Origin of the sequence: Pseudarthrobacter chlorophenolicus (assembly GCF_000962805.1) — a bacterium.
Taxonomy (GTDB): domain Bacteria; phylum Actinomycetota; class Actinomycetes; order Actinomycetales; family Micrococcaceae; genus Arthrobacter; species Arthrobacter chlorophenolicus_A.
Map to the genome: position 1 here is coordinate 20,594 of NZ_JZTW01000005.1, position 15,873 is coordinate 36,466.

Genomic DNA, 15,873 nt, shown 5'->3' on the forward strand with positions numbered 1-15,873 from the left:
AAAATACGGGGATGATCGGTTTCGACGATGTTAGTCGCGACAGGTGAAGCGGGCCGAGGATGCAGAATTATCTCGTAAACGCTGTCTGCAAACCAATAAGTGCCGAATCTAAGCGCACTGACTTCGCTCTTGCTGCCTAAGCAGTAAGACAGTCCGTCAGCCCGAGGTTGCTATTGCCCCGGATCCTGGCGTCATTTAGATAGCCACTGCTGTTTGCCCCCGTCATCGGGGTAAACGGGACTCATAGATGACTGGGCCCGGATCAGCCAGCTGTTTGCAGCATGGCTGGGGCCGAGAAAGTCCGACGCAAACTGCGCCCGGAGAAGCCCTGACAACACGACATCGGACGGGGGTTCAATTCCCCCCATCTCCACACCCATGCGGTGGCTCGGTACGTCCTTCCGGATGAGTCGAGTTGCTGAAAGAACACCCCGGTCTTCGGACCGGGGTGTTTTTCTTTGCCCGGATTGCCGGTATCGACCGGGCTGGTGTCCCACGAAGGGGCCGGACCCTGGATCAGTGCACCCAGGGCCCGGCTACCCAGGTCCCTGCAGGCAGGACTATTGCCGGGCCTCGTTGAACCTTTGCGCCACCACGGGCATCAGTGAGTGGATGTAGCTCCGTGAGGCGTGGTCGAAATCGGCGTAGACCTGCAGCCCGCCGATGACCGCGTAGCAGGTCTGGTCGTCGCAGAACTGGTCCGACATGTCGAGTACCTTTACCGACGGTTTGGCCACGCCGATGGCGGCACTCGCAATCGGGTCCGGAACCAAGGCCTCGGCGCGGGTGTTCGCGCAGTTGATGGGCTGTTGCTGGTTGAGCGCCACGCAGTCCGGGCTGCTGTGCCGCAGGGTCAACGGGGGATCCCGGAAGACGAAGACCCTGGCGCCTGCACCCGTCCAGGCGAGGAACCGCTTGGCCACGGCATCGCCGTACTGTTCCAACTGGGGGCGTCCACTGCCGTCGTCGATCGTCTCGCCGGCTCCGAAAGACGAAGCGAAAACCATGCCGGGTTTCTCCTGGACGATCCTGTCAGTCACCTTCTGGCTCCACTCCAGGCACCGCTTCTGGGAGCGTGCGTCATCTGCGGGTTCGCCCATGAATGCCACCCGCTTCACATCGACGAAGGGGCAACCACCCACCATGGACTCTTTCAGCTTCCATTTGTGCAGCCGGGCAAGCTCATACAGCGCGCTCTTCCACTGCTCTGCATGCGAGTCGCCGATCAGCCAAACTGTTGCGGCGGCCTGCGCGCCGCCGGTGAAATCGCACTCCGTCAAAAGTTTCTGGTCCTCGAACATGATCGGGTCCGCCGCAGGGTGGCACTCGGGGGCGTCAAAGCGCGGAGCCTCGTTCGGCCCCACATTGGCAACCCGGGCAGCGCCAAAGGGATCACCGCAATTGTTTTTCGGGTCCAGGCTGCGCGCACCGTAGCAGGGATCCCCGGAGAGACTCTGCAGCTTGGCCGTCTCTGCCTCCTGCGCCTTCCCAAAGCTCAGCAAAAGGCCCCCGCACAAGGCACAGACGGTAGCCATGGCGGCCGCCATGACCAGGACGACCCGGAGCGGTTTGGCCCCCTTCAGGAGTTTGGTGCGGCCCGGGTCTTCAACGAACTTCTTCGAGGCGTAGGAAAGCCCGATGGCCAGTGCCAGAATGGCGATTTTGTCCAAGGTTCCCAACGGGCGGCTCAGGACGGCCGGCGCCAGGACGATGAGTGGCCAGTGCCAGAGATAGAGCGAGTAGGACACATCGCCCAGGAACTGGATGGGCCTGGCGGCAAACAGCTGGTTGGGGGACCAGAAGGGGCTGTTCGGACCTGAGGCAACCACCAGCACAGTGCCAAGGACGGGAACCACGGCAGCGAAGCCGGGGAAGAACGTCTGCTCATTGAAGGTGAGGGCGGAACAGGCTATCAGCCCGTATCCCAGCCACTGCGCTGCTCCGGAGAGGGCAAGGTGGTAGGAGGGCAACCGCAGGCGCAGGGCTCCCACAGCGTGGGCGCCTCCGATGGCTACCAGCGCCCCGGCGCCGAACTCCCAGACGCGGGCCGGCGTGACAAAGTAGGCCGGGCTCTTGTTGGTGTACGTAAACCAGATGCAGAAGACCAGTGCGATGGCACTGGCAAGCGCGACCCCCAGGGTAAGTAACGCCCGCCTGCGGAGCCGGAACCTCACCGCGGCCGTAAACAGTCCGAGCATAAGGAGGGGCCAGACCAGGTAAAACTGCTCTTCGACGGAAAGCGACCAATAGTGCTGCACAGTGGACGCGGCTTCGTTGTGCGCTGAATAGTCCACGGACTTGGCGGCCAGCAGCCAGTTTTCGACATACAGCACCGAGGCCATGGTTTCCTGGGCAATGGCCACCCAGCGTGAGAACGGAAGCAGCACCCACGCGGCCAGGAGTGAAGCGACGCCCACCAAGGTTGCCGCCGGGAGGAGCCGCCTGATCCGCCGCGCATAGAACTGGCCAAGGTTGATGCGGTCTGACCGTTCCAGTTCACCGAGCAGGTGCTTGGAAATCAGGTAACCCGAGATCACGAAGAACACATCGACGCCGACGTACCCGCCCGGAAGCCGGACGGGCCATAAATGGTTGAGGACCACGAGCATGACTGCCAGGGCCCGAAGGGCCTGGATGTCCTTGCGCGTTGCGTTGACCGATTCTTTCCGTCGCAGTTCCGACCGCGTTCGGAACAAGACCTGTCCGGTCACACGTACTCCTTGTTATTCGACCTGTGGGTTCACCGTGGAGCGGGAGGTCCTGTACCGGCACAGCTTTGGCGGCCAGGCGTGCTGTCCACCGGGAACAACGCCCGGTTGGTGTGAAAGCCGCATCGTCGGTGAAGCCGATACAACCCACATGGTGTGAGGTTGTGGAGAAAATCCCCTCGGGTACTTTAGCACCGCACATACCTTGGTGATGGTGTGGGCCGGCCAAGGTGAAGGGTGGCCAGTGGTGCGGCGGAGAAGCGGTTGGAACAGGGATCCGCACGGAGAGCAGGCGTTCACCGAAGGCGTAGCAGCCCCGGGACTAGCGTTGACCGGCCGCCCGTTGTATCCGGTAAGCCCCGCCACGACGGGCGCGGGTGCCAGGACAGGGAGGTGCGTTATGGAACGCGCACGGGAAGAGGCTTCGGACAGGCACGACGACGATGCCTTGGATTCGTATTCACGCACAGTCATGCGCGTGGCAGCGGAGGTCACGCCGCATGTTGCCGCCATCGAGATGTCAGCCACCCGCCGCAACGGCCGGATGCGCGTTGGAGCGGGCTCAGCGGTGCTTTTCACAGAGGACGGCTACCTCGTCACCAATTCCCATGTCGTGGCGGGAACAAAGAACGGGCACGCTGTCTTTGCCGATGGGAGCAGGATGGAGTTGGAGCTGGTGGGCGCGGACCCGCTGTCTGATCTCGCAGTGGTCCACGGCCGGCGCCCCAAGGTCCGGCCAGCCGAGCTGGGTGATGCGGAGTCCCTGCGTGTCGGGCAACTCGTCGTCGCCGTCGGAAATCCGTTGGGCCTTGCGGGCTCGGTAACGGCCGGAGTAGTCAGTGGCCTGGGCCGCGCCATACCGGTCTGGGCGGATGGCAACCGTCGGGTGATCGAGGATGTCATCCAGACGGACGCTGCGTTGAACCCGGGAAACTCAGGCGGCGCCCTGGCGGATACGCACAGCAGGATCGTGGGCATCAACACCGCCGTGGCCGGGGCAGGGCTGGGCCTGGCAATCCCCATCAACTCCACCACCCGGCGGATCATTTCGGCGCTGCTCGCGGACGGCCGGGTGCGGCGGGCCTACCTGGGACTCGTCAGTACCCCGGTCCGGCTCAATCCCAGCGCAGTCATCCGGAGCGGCCAGCGGGACGGGCTCCGCATAGTTGAGGTGCTGCCCGGTTCTCCGGCAGACCGGGCCGGCCTGGCTGCCGGGGACATCGTGCTGACAGCCGGTGGGAAGGCGGTCAGCAACGCCGAAAGCCTGCAGCGGCTGTTGTTCTCCGATGCCATCGGCCAGCCACTGGACCTGGCGGTACTTCGTGACGGTGCGGACCTCCACCTCGTGGCGGTCCCTGACGAAATGACCAGCAACCCCAGGTGAGCCCTGCTGACGTGTCAGCGTCCGCCGTCGGGCGCTTCGACGTCCGCGATGCCGACAAAGCGCGTGCCCACGCCGTCGAACTCGCTGCGGACAAATCCCGGCCGGGCCGTCGGCACTTCGTCCGGGCGGTGATGGTCGCACACAACATAGGTGAAGTCCGGCCACCATTTTTTGGGCCGTGCCGCTTCCTCGTAGCCGCACACTGCGCAGACGAGGTGGACCCAGACCGGCCGTTTGCCTGTCCGGTTGGCGCGGGATTGCTCCAGCCAGGCCGGCGGGCTGTCCAGCAGGGCGCCGAGTTCCTCCTCGGACATGAACTTGGGGAGGCCGTGGCGCTGGGCCATTTCCATGGGGATATCGAGGGCTATTGCCACGTCGCGTCTGCTGATCATCACCTCCACAATACGTGAACGGGAAGGGCCGCCACGGATGGAACGGGCTCCTCAGGACACCAAGGCGATTCCGGCGGCAGCGGCGCCGAGGCCCAGAACCAGGTTCACTGCGATGTTCATGGCTGCGGCCCCGAACCGTGCCTCGCCGAGCAGGCGCACCGTGGCAGTGGTCCAGGAACTGAAGGTCGTCAGGCCGCCTGCAAAGCCTGTCGCCAGGCCGGTGCTCCATTCGTGCCCCAGCCCAAGCTGCGCCGTGAGGCCGTACGAGATCCCGATGATAAAGGAGCCTGCCACGTTGACCACCAGCGTTGCCCAGGGCCAGTGCAGCCGGTCCTTCGACAGGCCCAGCCGTACAGTGCGCCGGGAGCTGTGGTGGGCGAACCAGCTGTCCGTAGCGAACCGCAGGAGCGCGCCCGCAACCCCAAAGATTCCCACCAGTACGGCGCTGATCAAGGCGGGCTCCCGGAGCCGTCACGCGCGGACAACCGCCCGGTGAGCTTTCCGAGGCGCCAGCCGAGGGCCGCCGAGAGCAGGCCCAGCAGCAGGGAGAGCCCCAGGTAGGCGATCCACACCACGTGCTGCCCGTCGCGCGCCAGCTGGTCCACGGCAAACACCACCGCCGAGAACGTGGTGAACGAGCCAAGCAGGCCCGGTCCCAGCCCGGCACGGAGCCAGAACGCGGTCTGCGGCCGCGCCATCCAGGTGGTGGTCAGGGCCGCCAGGACGAAACTCCCGACGACGTTGATCCAGAGTGTTGTCCAGGGCACCGACCCGGCGGGTTCCGGGAAGGCCAGGCCCATCCCGTACCGGAGTTCAGAACCAATGAGGCCGCCGGCGGCAACCGCCAGCCAGGCACGGCCCGACGGAATCCACGACTCCCTCATAAGGCCCTGCACATGTCAGGACTCCGCCAGGATGCAACCCTCATGGGGGCGGCCGGTGTGCACCCACAGCGCGGAGGTGACCTCGTCCGCGAGATCGAATTCCCTGGTCCGGCCGGCATTGCTGATCCGCACAATCAAGGCACCGCCGAAGGGGCGACGGCCCAGGATTTCTACTTCGGAATCAAGGTCGATTTCTTCGGCCGCAAGGTAGCGCAGCAGCTCGGGGTTGTCGTCGCTGATGCGGGTGATCCGGCCGGTGTGGCCCTCGTCGAGTTCGCCCAGGAGCCGGGCAACGGGCATGTGGACCTTGCCGTCTGCTGTGGGAATGGGATCACCATGCGGGTCCCGTTCCGGGTGGCCCAGTTGGGCAGACACCCGCTCGATAAAGGTGTCCGAGACAGCATGCTCCAGCAGTTCGGCTTCGTCGTGTACCTCATCCCAGCTGTAGCCGAGCTGCTGGACAAGGTACGTTTCAATGAGCCGGTGGCGGCGCACCATGGACAGTGCAAGCCGGAGCCCTGCCTCGGTGAGGGTAATGGCGCTGTAGGGTTTGTGGTCCACCAGCCCCTGGTCCTTCAGCTTGCGGACCATCTCCGAAACTGACGAGTTTGCCACTCCCAGGCGCTGCGCCAGCTGCGAGGACGTGATGGGCTTGTCCTGCCATTCCGTAAACGAATAGACCACCTTGACGTAGTCCTCAATGGAGGAGGAGGGCGCGCTGGTCTTCACACGTTCAAGCCTACCCGGTGGCGGCACGCGGCCGGGATGCGCGCGTCACGCCCGGACAGCGCGCCAGGACAGTGTCAGGTACGGCAGGCTGAGTTCTTCACCCTCAGCGTGCCCCAGATGCTCATGGAGGTACCACGCGAGGTTTGCCAGGACTTTGGCCCTGGTCTGTTCGTTGGCCCGCAGGTAGTAGCTTCTGGATTTGGCCAGTTCCATCAGGTCGGCCGGGGTGACATGATCCTGCCAGCGGGTCACGTGCTCTTCGATGCCCTCGAACTCGGGGCCCACCAGCGGCCGTTGGCCGGGCTTGTAGACGTCCCCGGCATGCATGATGCGGGAAAGCCGGTGCACCCACGGCACCGAGGTGTCCAGCTGGTTCCACACCAGTCCCAGCGTTCCCTGCGGGCGCAGGACCCTGGCAAGTTCAGTACTGGCTACGAGGGCGTCACACCAGTGCCAGGCCTGGGCAACGCTGACGACGTCGAAACTTGCGTCACCGAGGCCGGTGGCTTCGGCAGTGCCGCGCAGGGCGGCCGCGGCCGGGTACTGGGCGGACAGTTGCGCGAGCATGTCCGCGGACGGATCGACGGCGGTTACGGACAATCCCAGTGCCAGCAGCAGGTCAGTGAATTTGCCCGTCCCGGCCCCGACGTCGAGCGCATCCTGGGCGCCTTCCGGCACGAGCCACTGGGCAGATTCCGCCGGATACCCCGGACGGACCCTGTCATAGTGCTTGCCGCCGTCCTGGAAGCTCTGGCCGAGCTCACGGCGACGCCCGTGATCGAGCTTGGGCCCACCCCGAACCACGTACGGCCTCCTTCAAACTGATTCCCTGCGGGTACCGTCCGAATTTACCGCATGCGCCGGGGTGCGGACGCCCGGCCGTCAGTCGTCGATGCAGGGAGCTGCGCCGGCAGTTCCCGGAGTGTTCGGTGCCCAGTGGGGATAGGTCCTGGTGTCGTTGGCGGGCACCCAGCGGCCGGCATCCACCACATAGTCCCAGCCGAGCCCGTCCCGGCGGAGCTTCTCAATGCCCGCGAGGAGCCGCTGGGCATCTTCCAGCCGGGAGCCGACGCCAAAGCTCGCCCGGAGTGAACCGGAAGGAAGCCCAAGGCGCTTCAGCAGCGGGTGGGCGCAGAAGCGGCCATCCCGGAGTCCCACACCGTGTTCGGCGGACAGGTACGCGGCCACCAGGCCGGCGTCGTATCCTGCCACCGAGAAGTTCACCACCCCGATGGTGTCCTTGTCCGGATCAGTGTCCTTGAAGATCTGGTGCACCGTGACGCCGTCGATCGCCTGCAGGCCCTCCACCAGGTAGGAACGGATGGCCGACTCGTGGGCGTGCCAGCGGTCCTGGTCCAGGCTCGCGATAACCTGGGTTGCCCGCGCCAAGGTAGCAGCACCCAGCACGTTGGGGGAGCCGCCCTCATGGCGGGCCGGGCCGGTGGCCCAGCTGACGCCGTCGAGCTTTGCTTCCTTGACAGCGCCACCGCCGGCGAGGTGGGGAGTCCCTGCGTCAAGCCAGTCCGGACGGCCCACCAGCACGCCGGCGCCGAATGGTGCGTAAAGCTTATGCCCGGAGAAGGCAAGGTAATCGACATCGTCGGCGCTGATGTCGACGCGGCGGTGCGGCGCCAGCTGGGCCGCGTCTACTACGATGCGCGCACCGTGCCGGTGGGCGAGGGCGGCAAGCTCCCGGATGGGCAGGATTTCGCCGGTGACGTTGGAGGCTCCGGTCACGGCCAGCAGGCTGACGCCGCCCTGCTCCAGTTCGGCGCGCACCGAATCGATGGTCCCGGCGATCGTGTCGGCAGCAACGATGCTCCGGTGGGGGACACCCTGCCACGGGAGCAGGTTGGCGTGGTGTTCGATGTCCAGGTAGAGGACGTCACCAGCGGATTTGCCGTCCGCTCCGGGGAGGCAACCAGCCAGCAGATTGAGGGAATCGGTGGTGTTCCTGGTGAAGATGACGGAATCGTCGGGGCGGCCGCCAACAAATTCGCGGACGATGTTGCGCGCATTCTCGTAAACGGAAGTGCTGATTTGCGACGCGTAGCCAGCACCACGGTGGACGCTGGCGTAGAACGGCAGGATCTCGTTGAGGTAGGCCGACACCACGGTCAGCGCCGGGGCGGAGGCCCCGTAGTCAAGGTTGGCGTAGCGGACGTGTCCGCCGGAAATCAGCGGGGCCAGGATCTCAGCTCCGGTAACCGCTGCAAGCGGATGCCCGGCGGCGGCCAGGTACTTGTCCGGAACGCGGTCGGCAGCGATTGCGGTAATGGGGGAGTCGACGGCAGTGGTCATGGAGGCCTCACTTCAGGACAGGACTCCGGCAGTGCTGGAATCCGCGCTTGCCGCATCCGCTCCGGACCGGCCTGGTCGTCACCCGGGGCACCCCACCGCGAATGGAGGGTTGCCGGCCAGCAAACCGGGGTTTAGCGCTGGCACTCGTGACCTGGATAAAACCATAGAACATCCGGCGGCCCGGTCTGAAGCCGGGAGGATTGTTAAGGGTTTTGTTACGCGTGGCCCGGGAATCGGGACTTTCTTCGAAGATTACGACGGCGGGCGCCCCCTTTCGGAGGCGCCCGCGGTCGATTGTTCGGTAGGAGGCCTGCCTACAGGAGGTCGTCCAGGCCGGGGTTCAGGCGGTGCAGCACTTCGGTGTGCAGGATGGAATTGGTGGCCAGGGCGTTCCCGCCGAACGGCCCGTCCTCGCCTTCGAGGGAAGTGAAGCGGCCGCCGGCCTCCACCACGATGGGAACGAGGGCGGCCATGTCGTAAAGGTTCAGTTCGGGCTCGCAGGCGATGTCCACCGACCCTTCGGCCACCATGCAGTAGGACCAGAAATCGCCGTAGGCGCGCGTCCGCCAAACGTCCTCAGTCAGGCCCAGGAAGTCGTCCAGGTTGCCGCGTTCCTTCCAGCCGCCCAGGCTGGAATAGGACAGCGAAGCGTCGGACAGGGTGGAAACGTCCGAGACCCGGAGCCGGGTGGCCGATGCAAGGGAACGGCCCATGTAGGCCCCCATGCCTTTGGCAGCCCACCACCGCTTACCAAGGGCGGGTGCGCTGACCACGCCAACCACCGGCTCGCCCTCGTCAACCAGGGCGATGAGCGTAGCCCAGACTGGAACTCCGCGGACGAAGTTCTTGGTGCCGTCGATGGGATCGATGATCCACCGCCGGGAGCCGTGGCCGGTGCTGCCGAACTCTTCACCCAGCACAGCGTCGCGCGGCCGGGAGCGTGAGAGCTGGCCGCGGATGGCTTCCTCGGCGGCTTTGTCCGCATCGGTGACCGGCGTCAGGTCGGGCTTGGTCTCCACGTGGAGGTCCTGCGCCTTGAAGCGGCTCATGGTCTGGTCATCCACGGAATCGGCCAGGACATGGGCCAGTCGCAGGTCGTCGTTATAGGTCGAAGCGGGTTGGATCATGGTTCCAAACTACCGTCTGGCGCCGGTTCTGCCGGGAGGTGGGCCGTGCCGGTTGGCGCTGTCAGCTGATGCTGCCGAGCTCCTTGGCCTCCTGGGCTTCCATCCTGGGATCGGCGCCCAGGAGCCGGCGGAGCGAAGCCAGGCGTGCTTCACCGGTGGGTCCTGCATGTCCGCCTTCCACCCAGGCGTCCAGCCCGCAGTTGACGGCGGTGGCCGTGTGCTTGCAGCCGCGTTCGCAATCATCAGTGCCCGGCGAAAGATCCGGGAACGACCTCAGGATCCGGTCCGGATCCACGTGGGCAAGGCCAAATGACCGGATGCCGGGGGTGTCGATGATCCAGCTTCCGGGAGGTGCGTCAGCCAGGCGCAGGGCAAGGGCCGATGACGACGTGTGCCGTCCCCGGCCGGTCACCGCATTCACGCCGCCGGTGGCCCGCTCCGCGCCGGTCAGGGCGTTCACCATAGTGGATTTGCCGACGCCGGAGTGCCCCAGCATCACGGTGACCTTGCCGCCCAGGTGTGCCCTGAGCCCGGCAACAGCGTCACTGTCCAACCGGGCCGACAACCCGTCATCGGACCGGGCGTCGATGCCTGATGCCTTCAGGTCGGCCGTCCGGCTGATGATGACCGGGAAATCAAGGTGCGTGTAGTTGGCCAGGAACTCGCCGGGATCCTTCACGTCCGCCTTGGTGACCAGGAGGATCGGCTCGATGCCGGCGTCGTACGCTGCCACCAGGGCGCGGTCGATGAAGCCTGTGCGGGGCTCAGGGTTGGCTGCCGCCACTACTACCACCAGCTGGTCGGCGTTGGCCACGACGGCACGTTCCACGGGGTCAGTGTCGTCTGCACTGCGGCGCAGGAGGGTGCTGCGGTCCTGGATTTTGACCAGCCTCGCCAGGGTGTTGGGGTCCCCGGAGACGTCGCCGACGAGGGAGACGAAATCGCCGGCAACCACGGGGTTGCGGCGCAGCTCCCGCGCCCGCGCGGCAATGACGGTCCGTTCGTTCCCGGAGTCTTCGTCAACGACGGCGGTGTAGCGGCCGCGGTCGACGGTGATGATGCGGCCCGTTACGGCGTCGTCGTGACTGGGTCGGTCCTTCGTGCGCGGCCGGGTGCCCTTTTTGTTGGGCCGGATCCGGACGTCGGATTCGTCCCAGGAGTCAGTCCTTCGCGGCACCGGCGGAACCTCCCGCTCCGTTTTCGGAGCCGTGCGTGGCCGGGGTCGTACAATGCTGCGCAAGCATTCCCGCCCACAACCGCGGGAAGTCCGGCATGGTTTTGGCCGTCGTTGCGATGTCCTCCACCTGGACCCCCTCAACGGCGAGGCCGAGGATCGCCCCGGCGGTGGCCATGCGGTGGTCGGCATAGCTGTGCACGACGCCGGCATGCAGCTTTGCCGGGCGGATGACCAGGCCGTCGCTGGTTTCCTCCGCATCGCCGCCCAGGCGGTTGATCTCGGCGACCAGTGCGGCGAGCCTGTCCGTTTCATGTCCCCGAAGGTGGGCGATGCCGCTGAGGCGGGACGGGCCGGTGGCCAGGGCACAGAGCGCGGCCACCGTGGGTGCCAGTTCGCTGGTGTCGGCGAAATCCGCTCCCTTGATTTCGGGACCGCCCCGGACCGTCAACACCCCGTCCAGCAGCGATACTTCTGCGCCCATCCGGGCCAGGATGCTGCGCCACAGGTCGCCTACCTGCTGCGTCTGCTCTGGCCAGCCCGGGATCCTGACGGTTCCACCGGTTGCGAGGGCGGCGGCAAGGAACGGACCTGCATTGGAGAGGTCCTGTTCGATCTGCTGGTCAAAGGCGCGGATGGGTCCCGGCGAAACAACCCAGTGGTTGGGAACGGAATCGTCAACCTGCACACCCGCGCCGCGGAGCACGGCCACCGTCATATTGATGTGGTCCAGGCTGGGCACAGGCTTGCCGACGTGCTCGAGGTGCAGGCCTTCGGTGAATCGAGCACCTACCAGCAGGAGTGCGGAGACGAACTGCGAGGACGCGCTGGCGTCGATGACCAGATGCCCGCCACGGACCTCTCCGGTTCCTTCGACGACAAAGGGCAACGACGCGGGCGTGCCGCCATCTTCCGCCGAGACCTTGACGCCGAGTGCTTTCAGCGCCTCGATGATCGTCCCCATGGGGCGCTTCCGCGCGTGCGGGTCGCCGTCGAACGTGCTGGGACCGCTGCGCAGGGCAGCGAGAGGTGGAACGAAGCGCATGACGGTGCCGGCAAGGCCGCAGTCGATCTGCACAGGGGTGCCCGCCGCGTCCTCCTGCCCTGCAGCGGCCCGGTGCTGCAGCGGAACCACCTCAAGGTCGGGGCCGAAGGCGCCGTCCCCCGGTACCTCGGTAATCGTGGCGCCCAGCTGGCGCAGCGCCTCGATCATCAGGACTGAATCGCGGGAATGCAGTGGTGCCCGCAACCGCGATGGCCCGTCCGCCAGGGCCGCCAGGACAAGATACCTGTTGGTCAGGGACTTGGAGCCGGGAACCGTGACTGTTGCGTCGACGGGACGGTCTGCGTAAGGTGCCGGCCAGTTGGGGACAGTCGTTCCGGAATCGTTCCGGGCAGCGGCTGCAGCGATCATGTCCTTTAGGCCCCCGTAGCCTGCTCCACGGCGCGGCGCACGGCCTTGTCGGCCTTGGTCAGCTTTTTGTTCGTGGTCTTGCGCGCATCCGCGGCGAGGTGGGCGGCGCCCTTGCGGGCGTCGGCGGCCAAGTGTTCCGCGCGCCACGCCAGTCCCGGCCTGCCAGCAGTGTCAACGGAAGCCAGAAGGGCGCCGCCGCTGAGCGACAGGTTCTTGAGCAGCTGGCCCCGGCGGGCTTCGCGGCCTTCCTTGCTGCTGATGTCCGCACTGCGCCATTCAACGAACGTGTTGAGCAGCGAGACAACCGTCAGGACGGTTGCCGAAAGCCGTGAGAACTTGCCCAGACCAAAGAGGACTCCGGCGCCGACCTGGGTTCCTCCGATCACGCGGGCAAGCGTCTTCTCGTCCGTTTGGAAAGGCAGGGACGCCGCCGCCTTGCGGAGCAGGGGAGACAACTGCTGGGCAGTGTCGTCGGCGTTCTTGAGCTTGTCCAATCCTGCAATGACGAAGCTGGAAGCCAGCATGGGGCGGGCGAGCGTACGGACAAAGGACATCGATTTCCTCCTGGCTGGACGAACCGCATCGGCAGCGGCATAAGTCCGTTCTAGTCTTGCACTTTTAGGGAATATTTGCCCAAGGCCGGCGGTTATGGCTCTTGGGTCCGCACACGGGGCTGGGCCCGTAAGCAAGCAGCAACAAGCAGCAAAATGGGACACCGGACAGAGAGCGGAGTTGGGCCTTGGCGAGGGTGTTGGACGGAGTTGGCGTTCCAGGGCCGGTGGCACTGGACCTGGTATCGGACGCGTTGCCGGAGTACGGCAGCGCCGGGCCGAGGAGCCTGACAGTAGACTTGAAGGCAATGAGTACCTTGGATCCGGCCGTTTCGGCCATGTATGACGCGTCCAGCGCTGAAGCTAAGGGCGGAAACGCTCCGGCGCCGGCCGGCAACGGAGAGACCCGGGAAGTAACCGACGGCGATTCCAGCGGTAACGGTCTGGACGTTTCCACCGAATCGGTGGAGGAACGCAGGCTCCGGTTTGAGCGCGATGCCATGCAGTACGTCGACCAGCTCTATTCTGCCGCCATGCGGATGGCCCGGAACCCGTCTGACGCCGAGGACCTGGTGCAGGAGGCCTACACCAAGGCGTTTTCGGCTTTCCATCAGTACAAGCCGGGAACAAACCTGAAAGCCTGGCTGTACCGGATCCTGACGAATACCTACATCAATCTGTACCGCAAGCGGCAGCGCGAGCCCCTTCAGTCCAACTCGGACACCATCGAGGACTGGCAGTTGGCACGGGCCGAGTCGCACACTTCAAGCGGACTCCGTTCCGCCGAGGCGGAGGCCTTGGACCACCTTCCGGACTCCGACGTCAAACGCGCACTTCAGGCCATTCCCGAGGAATTCCGGCTTGCCGTGTACTTCGCGGATGTCGAGGGGTTCGCGTACAAGGAAATTTCCGACATCATGAACACCCCCATCGGAACGGTGATGTCCCGGCTGCACCGCGGCCGGAAGATGTTGCGGGACATGCTCGCGGAGTACGCCGCAGAGCGCGGATTCAAGACGGGCGTGGAATCGCAGGCCGCGGCCGACACCAAACAACAGGAGAGCAGGAAATGAGCGACTGCCAGGGATTGGGCGATTGCGACGACACCCGGATGCAACGTATCTATGAGTACCTCGATGGTGCACTGACCCGTGAGGACCTTACGGAGATTAAGACCCACCTCGATGAGTGCCCGGAATGCACGGAGCAGTATGACCTTGAGTGCGTCATCCGGAACATGGTGAAGCGCTCCTGCACCGAAGCGGCCCCGGACAACCTCAAGAACGCCATCCTGGACCGCATCCACGCCATCAAGCCCGTGGACGCCTAGCCGGAGACGAATCGGTGCGCCAACCGTACGCCGCGTTGGCCGCCCGCCCTCAGCGGGACACGCCGGGTACGGGAGCAGCAACAAGTTAAACAGTGAAAGACCCCGGAAGCCGATTGGCGTCCGGGGTCTTTCACTTGAACCGTGGTACCTGGCTTTTGCCTAGGTGTTGGGGCGCTTCCCGTGGTTCGCGCCGCCACGCTTACGGTCACGACGCTTGCGTGCACGCTTGCTCATAGCTGGCCTCCTTACTTTCGGTACTCAAAAGAGCTGCCCTCCAGTCTCCCACATGATTAGACCCGCCGCGAACCGGCGCAAGCGCATGACCTGCAGCTGAACCAGGCGGCTGTGGCCGCTGCTAGCGGGCCAGGGAGTTCAGGACGGCGATCCTGGCCTGCTCCAGGACAGTACGGACCGTCTCCAATGCCACGGGGCTTAAGGGCTCTTTCCCCGCCTTCAGCCGCAACTCCCGCCGGAGGTCGTCGCGGAATGCCTGCAGCATCATTTCCGCTTCCTTCAGGGCCCGGGTTCCCTCGGCCGGCGTCCGTACGCTCCTGCCCCGGAACTCACCAGCCGTGGCGGTGGCGCGGGCAGCCTCTGCCGTGGCTGCGAGGTCTGCGCGGAGGCCCCGCATGTTGCTTCGGATGTCTTCCCGCAGACTGTCCGCCAGCCGGCGCACGGAGGCCGAGATCTCGCTTTCCACCCCGGCCAGTTCGTCGCGGCGGCTGTTCAGCTCGGCAAGGCCGGACTCGGTGATCCGGTAATTGGTCCTTCGGCCGGCGGTTTCAGTGGATACCAGCCCTTCCTCCTCAAGCTTGCCAAGGCGGGGGTAGATGGTGCCCGCACTGGGGGAGTAGGTACCACCAAACCTGTCCTTCAGGGCCTTGATGAGCTCATAGCCGTGTTTCGGCCCTGTCTCAAGAAGCGCGAGGAGGTACAGGCGGAGCGCGCCGTGTGCGAATACCGGCGGCATCACAGCCCTGCTTCCGCGTTACCGCGCTCCGCCCCGTGGAAGATCGACGTGGTGCCGGAGATCGAGTTTGTCCGGACCAGCATCAGTTGGCGGTCCGGCCCGGCTATCGTTTCCACCTTCCCACCCACCTGGGCATAGCGCTGGTCGTTGATGACTACCGCGCCACTTGCCGATTTGGCCACGATATCTACCCCGACGTCGTGCGGCAGCCGGATGGTCAGGTCCCCGGATACCGAGTTGGAGCCGAAATCCTCCGTAAAGCCATGCAGGTCGAAGCTGAGGTCCCCACTGACTGTGTTGGCCCGGACATGGCTAAGGGTGCCGGAGACGGTCACCTCGCCGGAAACGCTCTTGGCGGTCAACACGCCGGAGTGGCTCCGGGCGGTCACGTCTCCGCTGACGGTATTGACATGCAGCTCTCCGGCTGTGCCGTCCGCCATGACCGATCCCGAGACGGTATTCAGCCTGGTGTGTCCGGAGATGCCGGACACCAGCCCGTCGCCGCTGACGGTGCCCGCCTCAACTTCGACATTCTCCCGGACTGCGATGCTGATGATCGCGGAATTGTCGCTGTGATGGCTGACAGTGCCCATCAGGTTCTTGAGCCAGCCTTGGGGGCCGTGCAGCTGGTGGCGGATCTCCAGCCGGCCGTCCACTACCGAGACGGCGACGGGATCCCCTTCGATGTGGGAGATCTCGATGCGGGTCACTGGCTCCTGGTGGGTCACAACATCGAACCTGCCGCTGACCATCCCGAGCTTCAGCGACGTCACGGCGTCGACATCGATGGTTTGCGGACTGGTGACCGTCCAGCTCTGCTCAGGCATTGCCCCTCCAAAGACGATATATCGCGGTGTCTCCACCGTACGCCGGAGGCGCAGGGCAGTCAAGATATATCGCGAAAGCGCT

At 65.3% G+C, this 15,873-nt stretch carries 17 protein-coding genes, 1 other RNA gene and 1 riboswitch; of the genes, 4 read left to right on the forward strand and 14 right to left on the reverse strand.

From position 1 onward, the window contains the following. Window positions 1–7: 7 nt before the first annotated feature. Window positions 8–376: a transfer-messenger RNA gene (gene ssrA, locus UC32_RS20285) on the forward strand. A 184-nt stretch (window positions 377–560) separates the two neighbouring features. Here ssrA and UC32_RS06905 read toward each other — a convergent pair. Continuing rightward, window positions 561–2,711, reverse strand: a complete 2,151-nt coding sequence (locus UC32_RS06905) for an acyltransferase family protein (RefSeq protein ID WP_045730516.1) — start codon at window positions 2,709–2,711, stop codon at window positions 561–563. Window positions 2,712–3,108: 397 nt separating this feature from the next. On the opposite strand from UC32_RS06905, the gene UC32_RS06910 reads away from it, so the two are divergent. Continuing rightward, a complete protein-coding gene (locus UC32_RS06910; RefSeq protein WP_045730517.1) occupies window positions 3,109–4,092 on the forward strand; it encodes a S1C family serine protease in 984 nt (327 codons plus the stop codon). Window positions 4,093–4,106: 14 nt separating this feature from the next. On the opposite strand, the gene UC32_RS06915 is transcribed toward UC32_RS06910, so the two are convergent. From UC32_RS06915 to UC32_RS06960, 10 genes are all read right to left on the reverse strand, one after another. Continuing rightward, window positions 4,107–4,484 carry a hypothetical protein gene (locus UC32_RS06915; RefSeq protein WP_045730518.1) on the reverse strand — a complete coding sequence of 126 codons (378 nt, stop codon included), beginning with the start codon at window positions 4,482–4,484 and terminating at the stop codon, window positions 4,107–4,109. 51 nt (window positions 4,485–4,535) lie between these two features. Beyond that, complete coding sequence (locus tag UC32_RS06920; RefSeq protein ID WP_045730519.1) at window positions 4,536–4,937, reverse strand: fluoride efflux transporter FluC; 402 nt, start codon at window positions 4,935–4,937, stop codon at window positions 4,536–4,538. Beyond that, window positions 4,934–5,368: a fluoride efflux transporter FluC gene (locus UC32_RS06925; RefSeq protein ID WP_045730520.1), complete on the reverse strand. Its 435-nt coding sequence runs from the start codon at window positions 5,366–5,368 to the stop codon at window positions 4,934–4,936. Before UC32_RS06925 ends, UC32_RS06920 begins: the two co-directional genes overlap by 4 nt. A 15-nt stretch (window positions 5,369–5,383) precedes the next feature. Then, entirely contained in the window at window positions 5,384–6,097 is a 714-nt protein-coding gene (locus UC32_RS06930; RefSeq protein ID WP_045730521.1) for a metal-dependent transcriptional regulator, read from the reverse strand. Window positions 6,098–6,142: 45 nt separating this feature from the next. Further along, a complete protein-coding gene (locus UC32_RS06935) occupies window positions 6,143–6,901 on the reverse strand; it encodes a class I SAM-dependent methyltransferase (protein ID WP_045730522.1) in 759 nt (252 codons plus the stop codon). 78 nt (window positions 6,902–6,979) lie between these two features. Next, a complete protein-coding gene (locus tag UC32_RS06940; protein ID WP_045730523.1) occupies window positions 6,980–8,398 on the reverse strand; it encodes an aminotransferase class V-fold PLP-dependent enzyme in 1,419 nt (472 codons plus the stop codon). A 38-nt stretch (window positions 8,399–8,436) separates the two neighbouring features. Beyond that, window positions 8,437–8,550, reverse strand: a riboswitch (SAM riboswitch). A 162-nt stretch (window positions 8,551–8,712) separates the two neighbouring features. Beyond that, entirely contained in the window at window positions 8,713–9,525 is an 813-nt protein-coding gene (hisN, locus tag UC32_RS06945) for a histidinol-phosphatase (RefSeq protein WP_015937565.1), read from the reverse strand. Between the two features lie 61 nt (window positions 9,526–9,586). Next, on the reverse strand, window positions 9,587–10,702 hold the full coding sequence (rsgA, locus tag UC32_RS06950; RefSeq protein WP_045730524.1) for a ribosome small subunit-dependent GTPase A: 1,116 nt from the start codon (window positions 10,700–10,702) through the stop codon (window positions 9,587–9,589). Next, a complete protein-coding gene (gene aroA / locus UC32_RS06955) occupies window positions 10,686–12,113 on the reverse strand; it encodes a 3-phosphoshikimate 1-carboxyvinyltransferase (RefSeq protein WP_045730525.1) in 1,428 nt (475 codons plus the stop codon). Before aroA ends, rsgA begins: the two co-directional genes overlap by 17 nt. Window positions 12,114–12,118: 5 nt before the next feature. Continuing rightward, a complete protein-coding gene (locus tag UC32_RS06960; protein ID WP_015937562.1) occupies window positions 12,119–12,667 on the reverse strand; it encodes a DoxX family protein in 549 nt (182 codons plus the stop codon). A gap of 305 nt (window positions 12,668–12,972) precedes the next feature. Here UC32_RS06960 and UC32_RS06965 point away from each other — a divergent pair, with 305 nt between their 5' ends. Both UC32_RS06965 and rsrA read left to right on the forward strand, forming a co-directional pair. Then, window positions 12,973–13,737, forward strand: a complete 765-nt coding sequence (locus tag UC32_RS06965) for a sigma-70 family RNA polymerase sigma factor (protein WP_235423616.1) — start codon at window positions 12,973–12,975, stop codon at window positions 13,735–13,737. Beyond that, a complete protein-coding gene (gene rsrA, locus UC32_RS06970) occupies window positions 13,734–13,994 on the forward strand; it encodes a mycothiol system anti-sigma-R factor (RefSeq protein WP_045730526.1) in 261 nt (86 codons plus the stop codon). Before UC32_RS06965 ends, rsrA begins: the two co-directional genes overlap by 4 nt. 159 nt (window positions 13,995–14,153) lie before the next feature. On the opposite strand, the gene UC32_RS21165 is transcribed toward rsrA, so the two are convergent. The 3 genes from UC32_RS21165 to UC32_RS06980 form a co-directional block, all read right to left on the reverse strand. Then, window positions 14,154–14,228, reverse strand: coding sequence for a 50S ribosomal protein bL37 (locus UC32_RS21165; RefSeq protein WP_369299106.1), 75 nt, complete (start codon window positions 14,226–14,228; stop codon window positions 14,154–14,156). 121 nt (window positions 14,229–14,349) lie between these two features. Continuing rightward, the gene (locus UC32_RS06975; RefSeq protein ID WP_045730527.1) at window positions 14,350–14,964 is read right to left on the reverse strand and encodes a PadR family transcriptional regulator; all 615 of its coding nucleotides are present in this window, start codon (window positions 14,962–14,964) and stop codon (window positions 14,350–14,352) included. Then, window positions 14,964–15,791 (reverse strand): DUF4097 family beta strand repeat-containing protein, encoded by an 828-nt coding sequence (locus UC32_RS06980; RefSeq protein ID WP_045730528.1) that lies wholly within the window; start codon window positions 15,789–15,791, stop codon window positions 14,964–14,966. The genes UC32_RS06975 and UC32_RS06980 overlap by 1 nt, the downstream gene beginning before the upstream one ends. Window positions 15,792–15,873 lie beyond the last annotated feature (82 nt).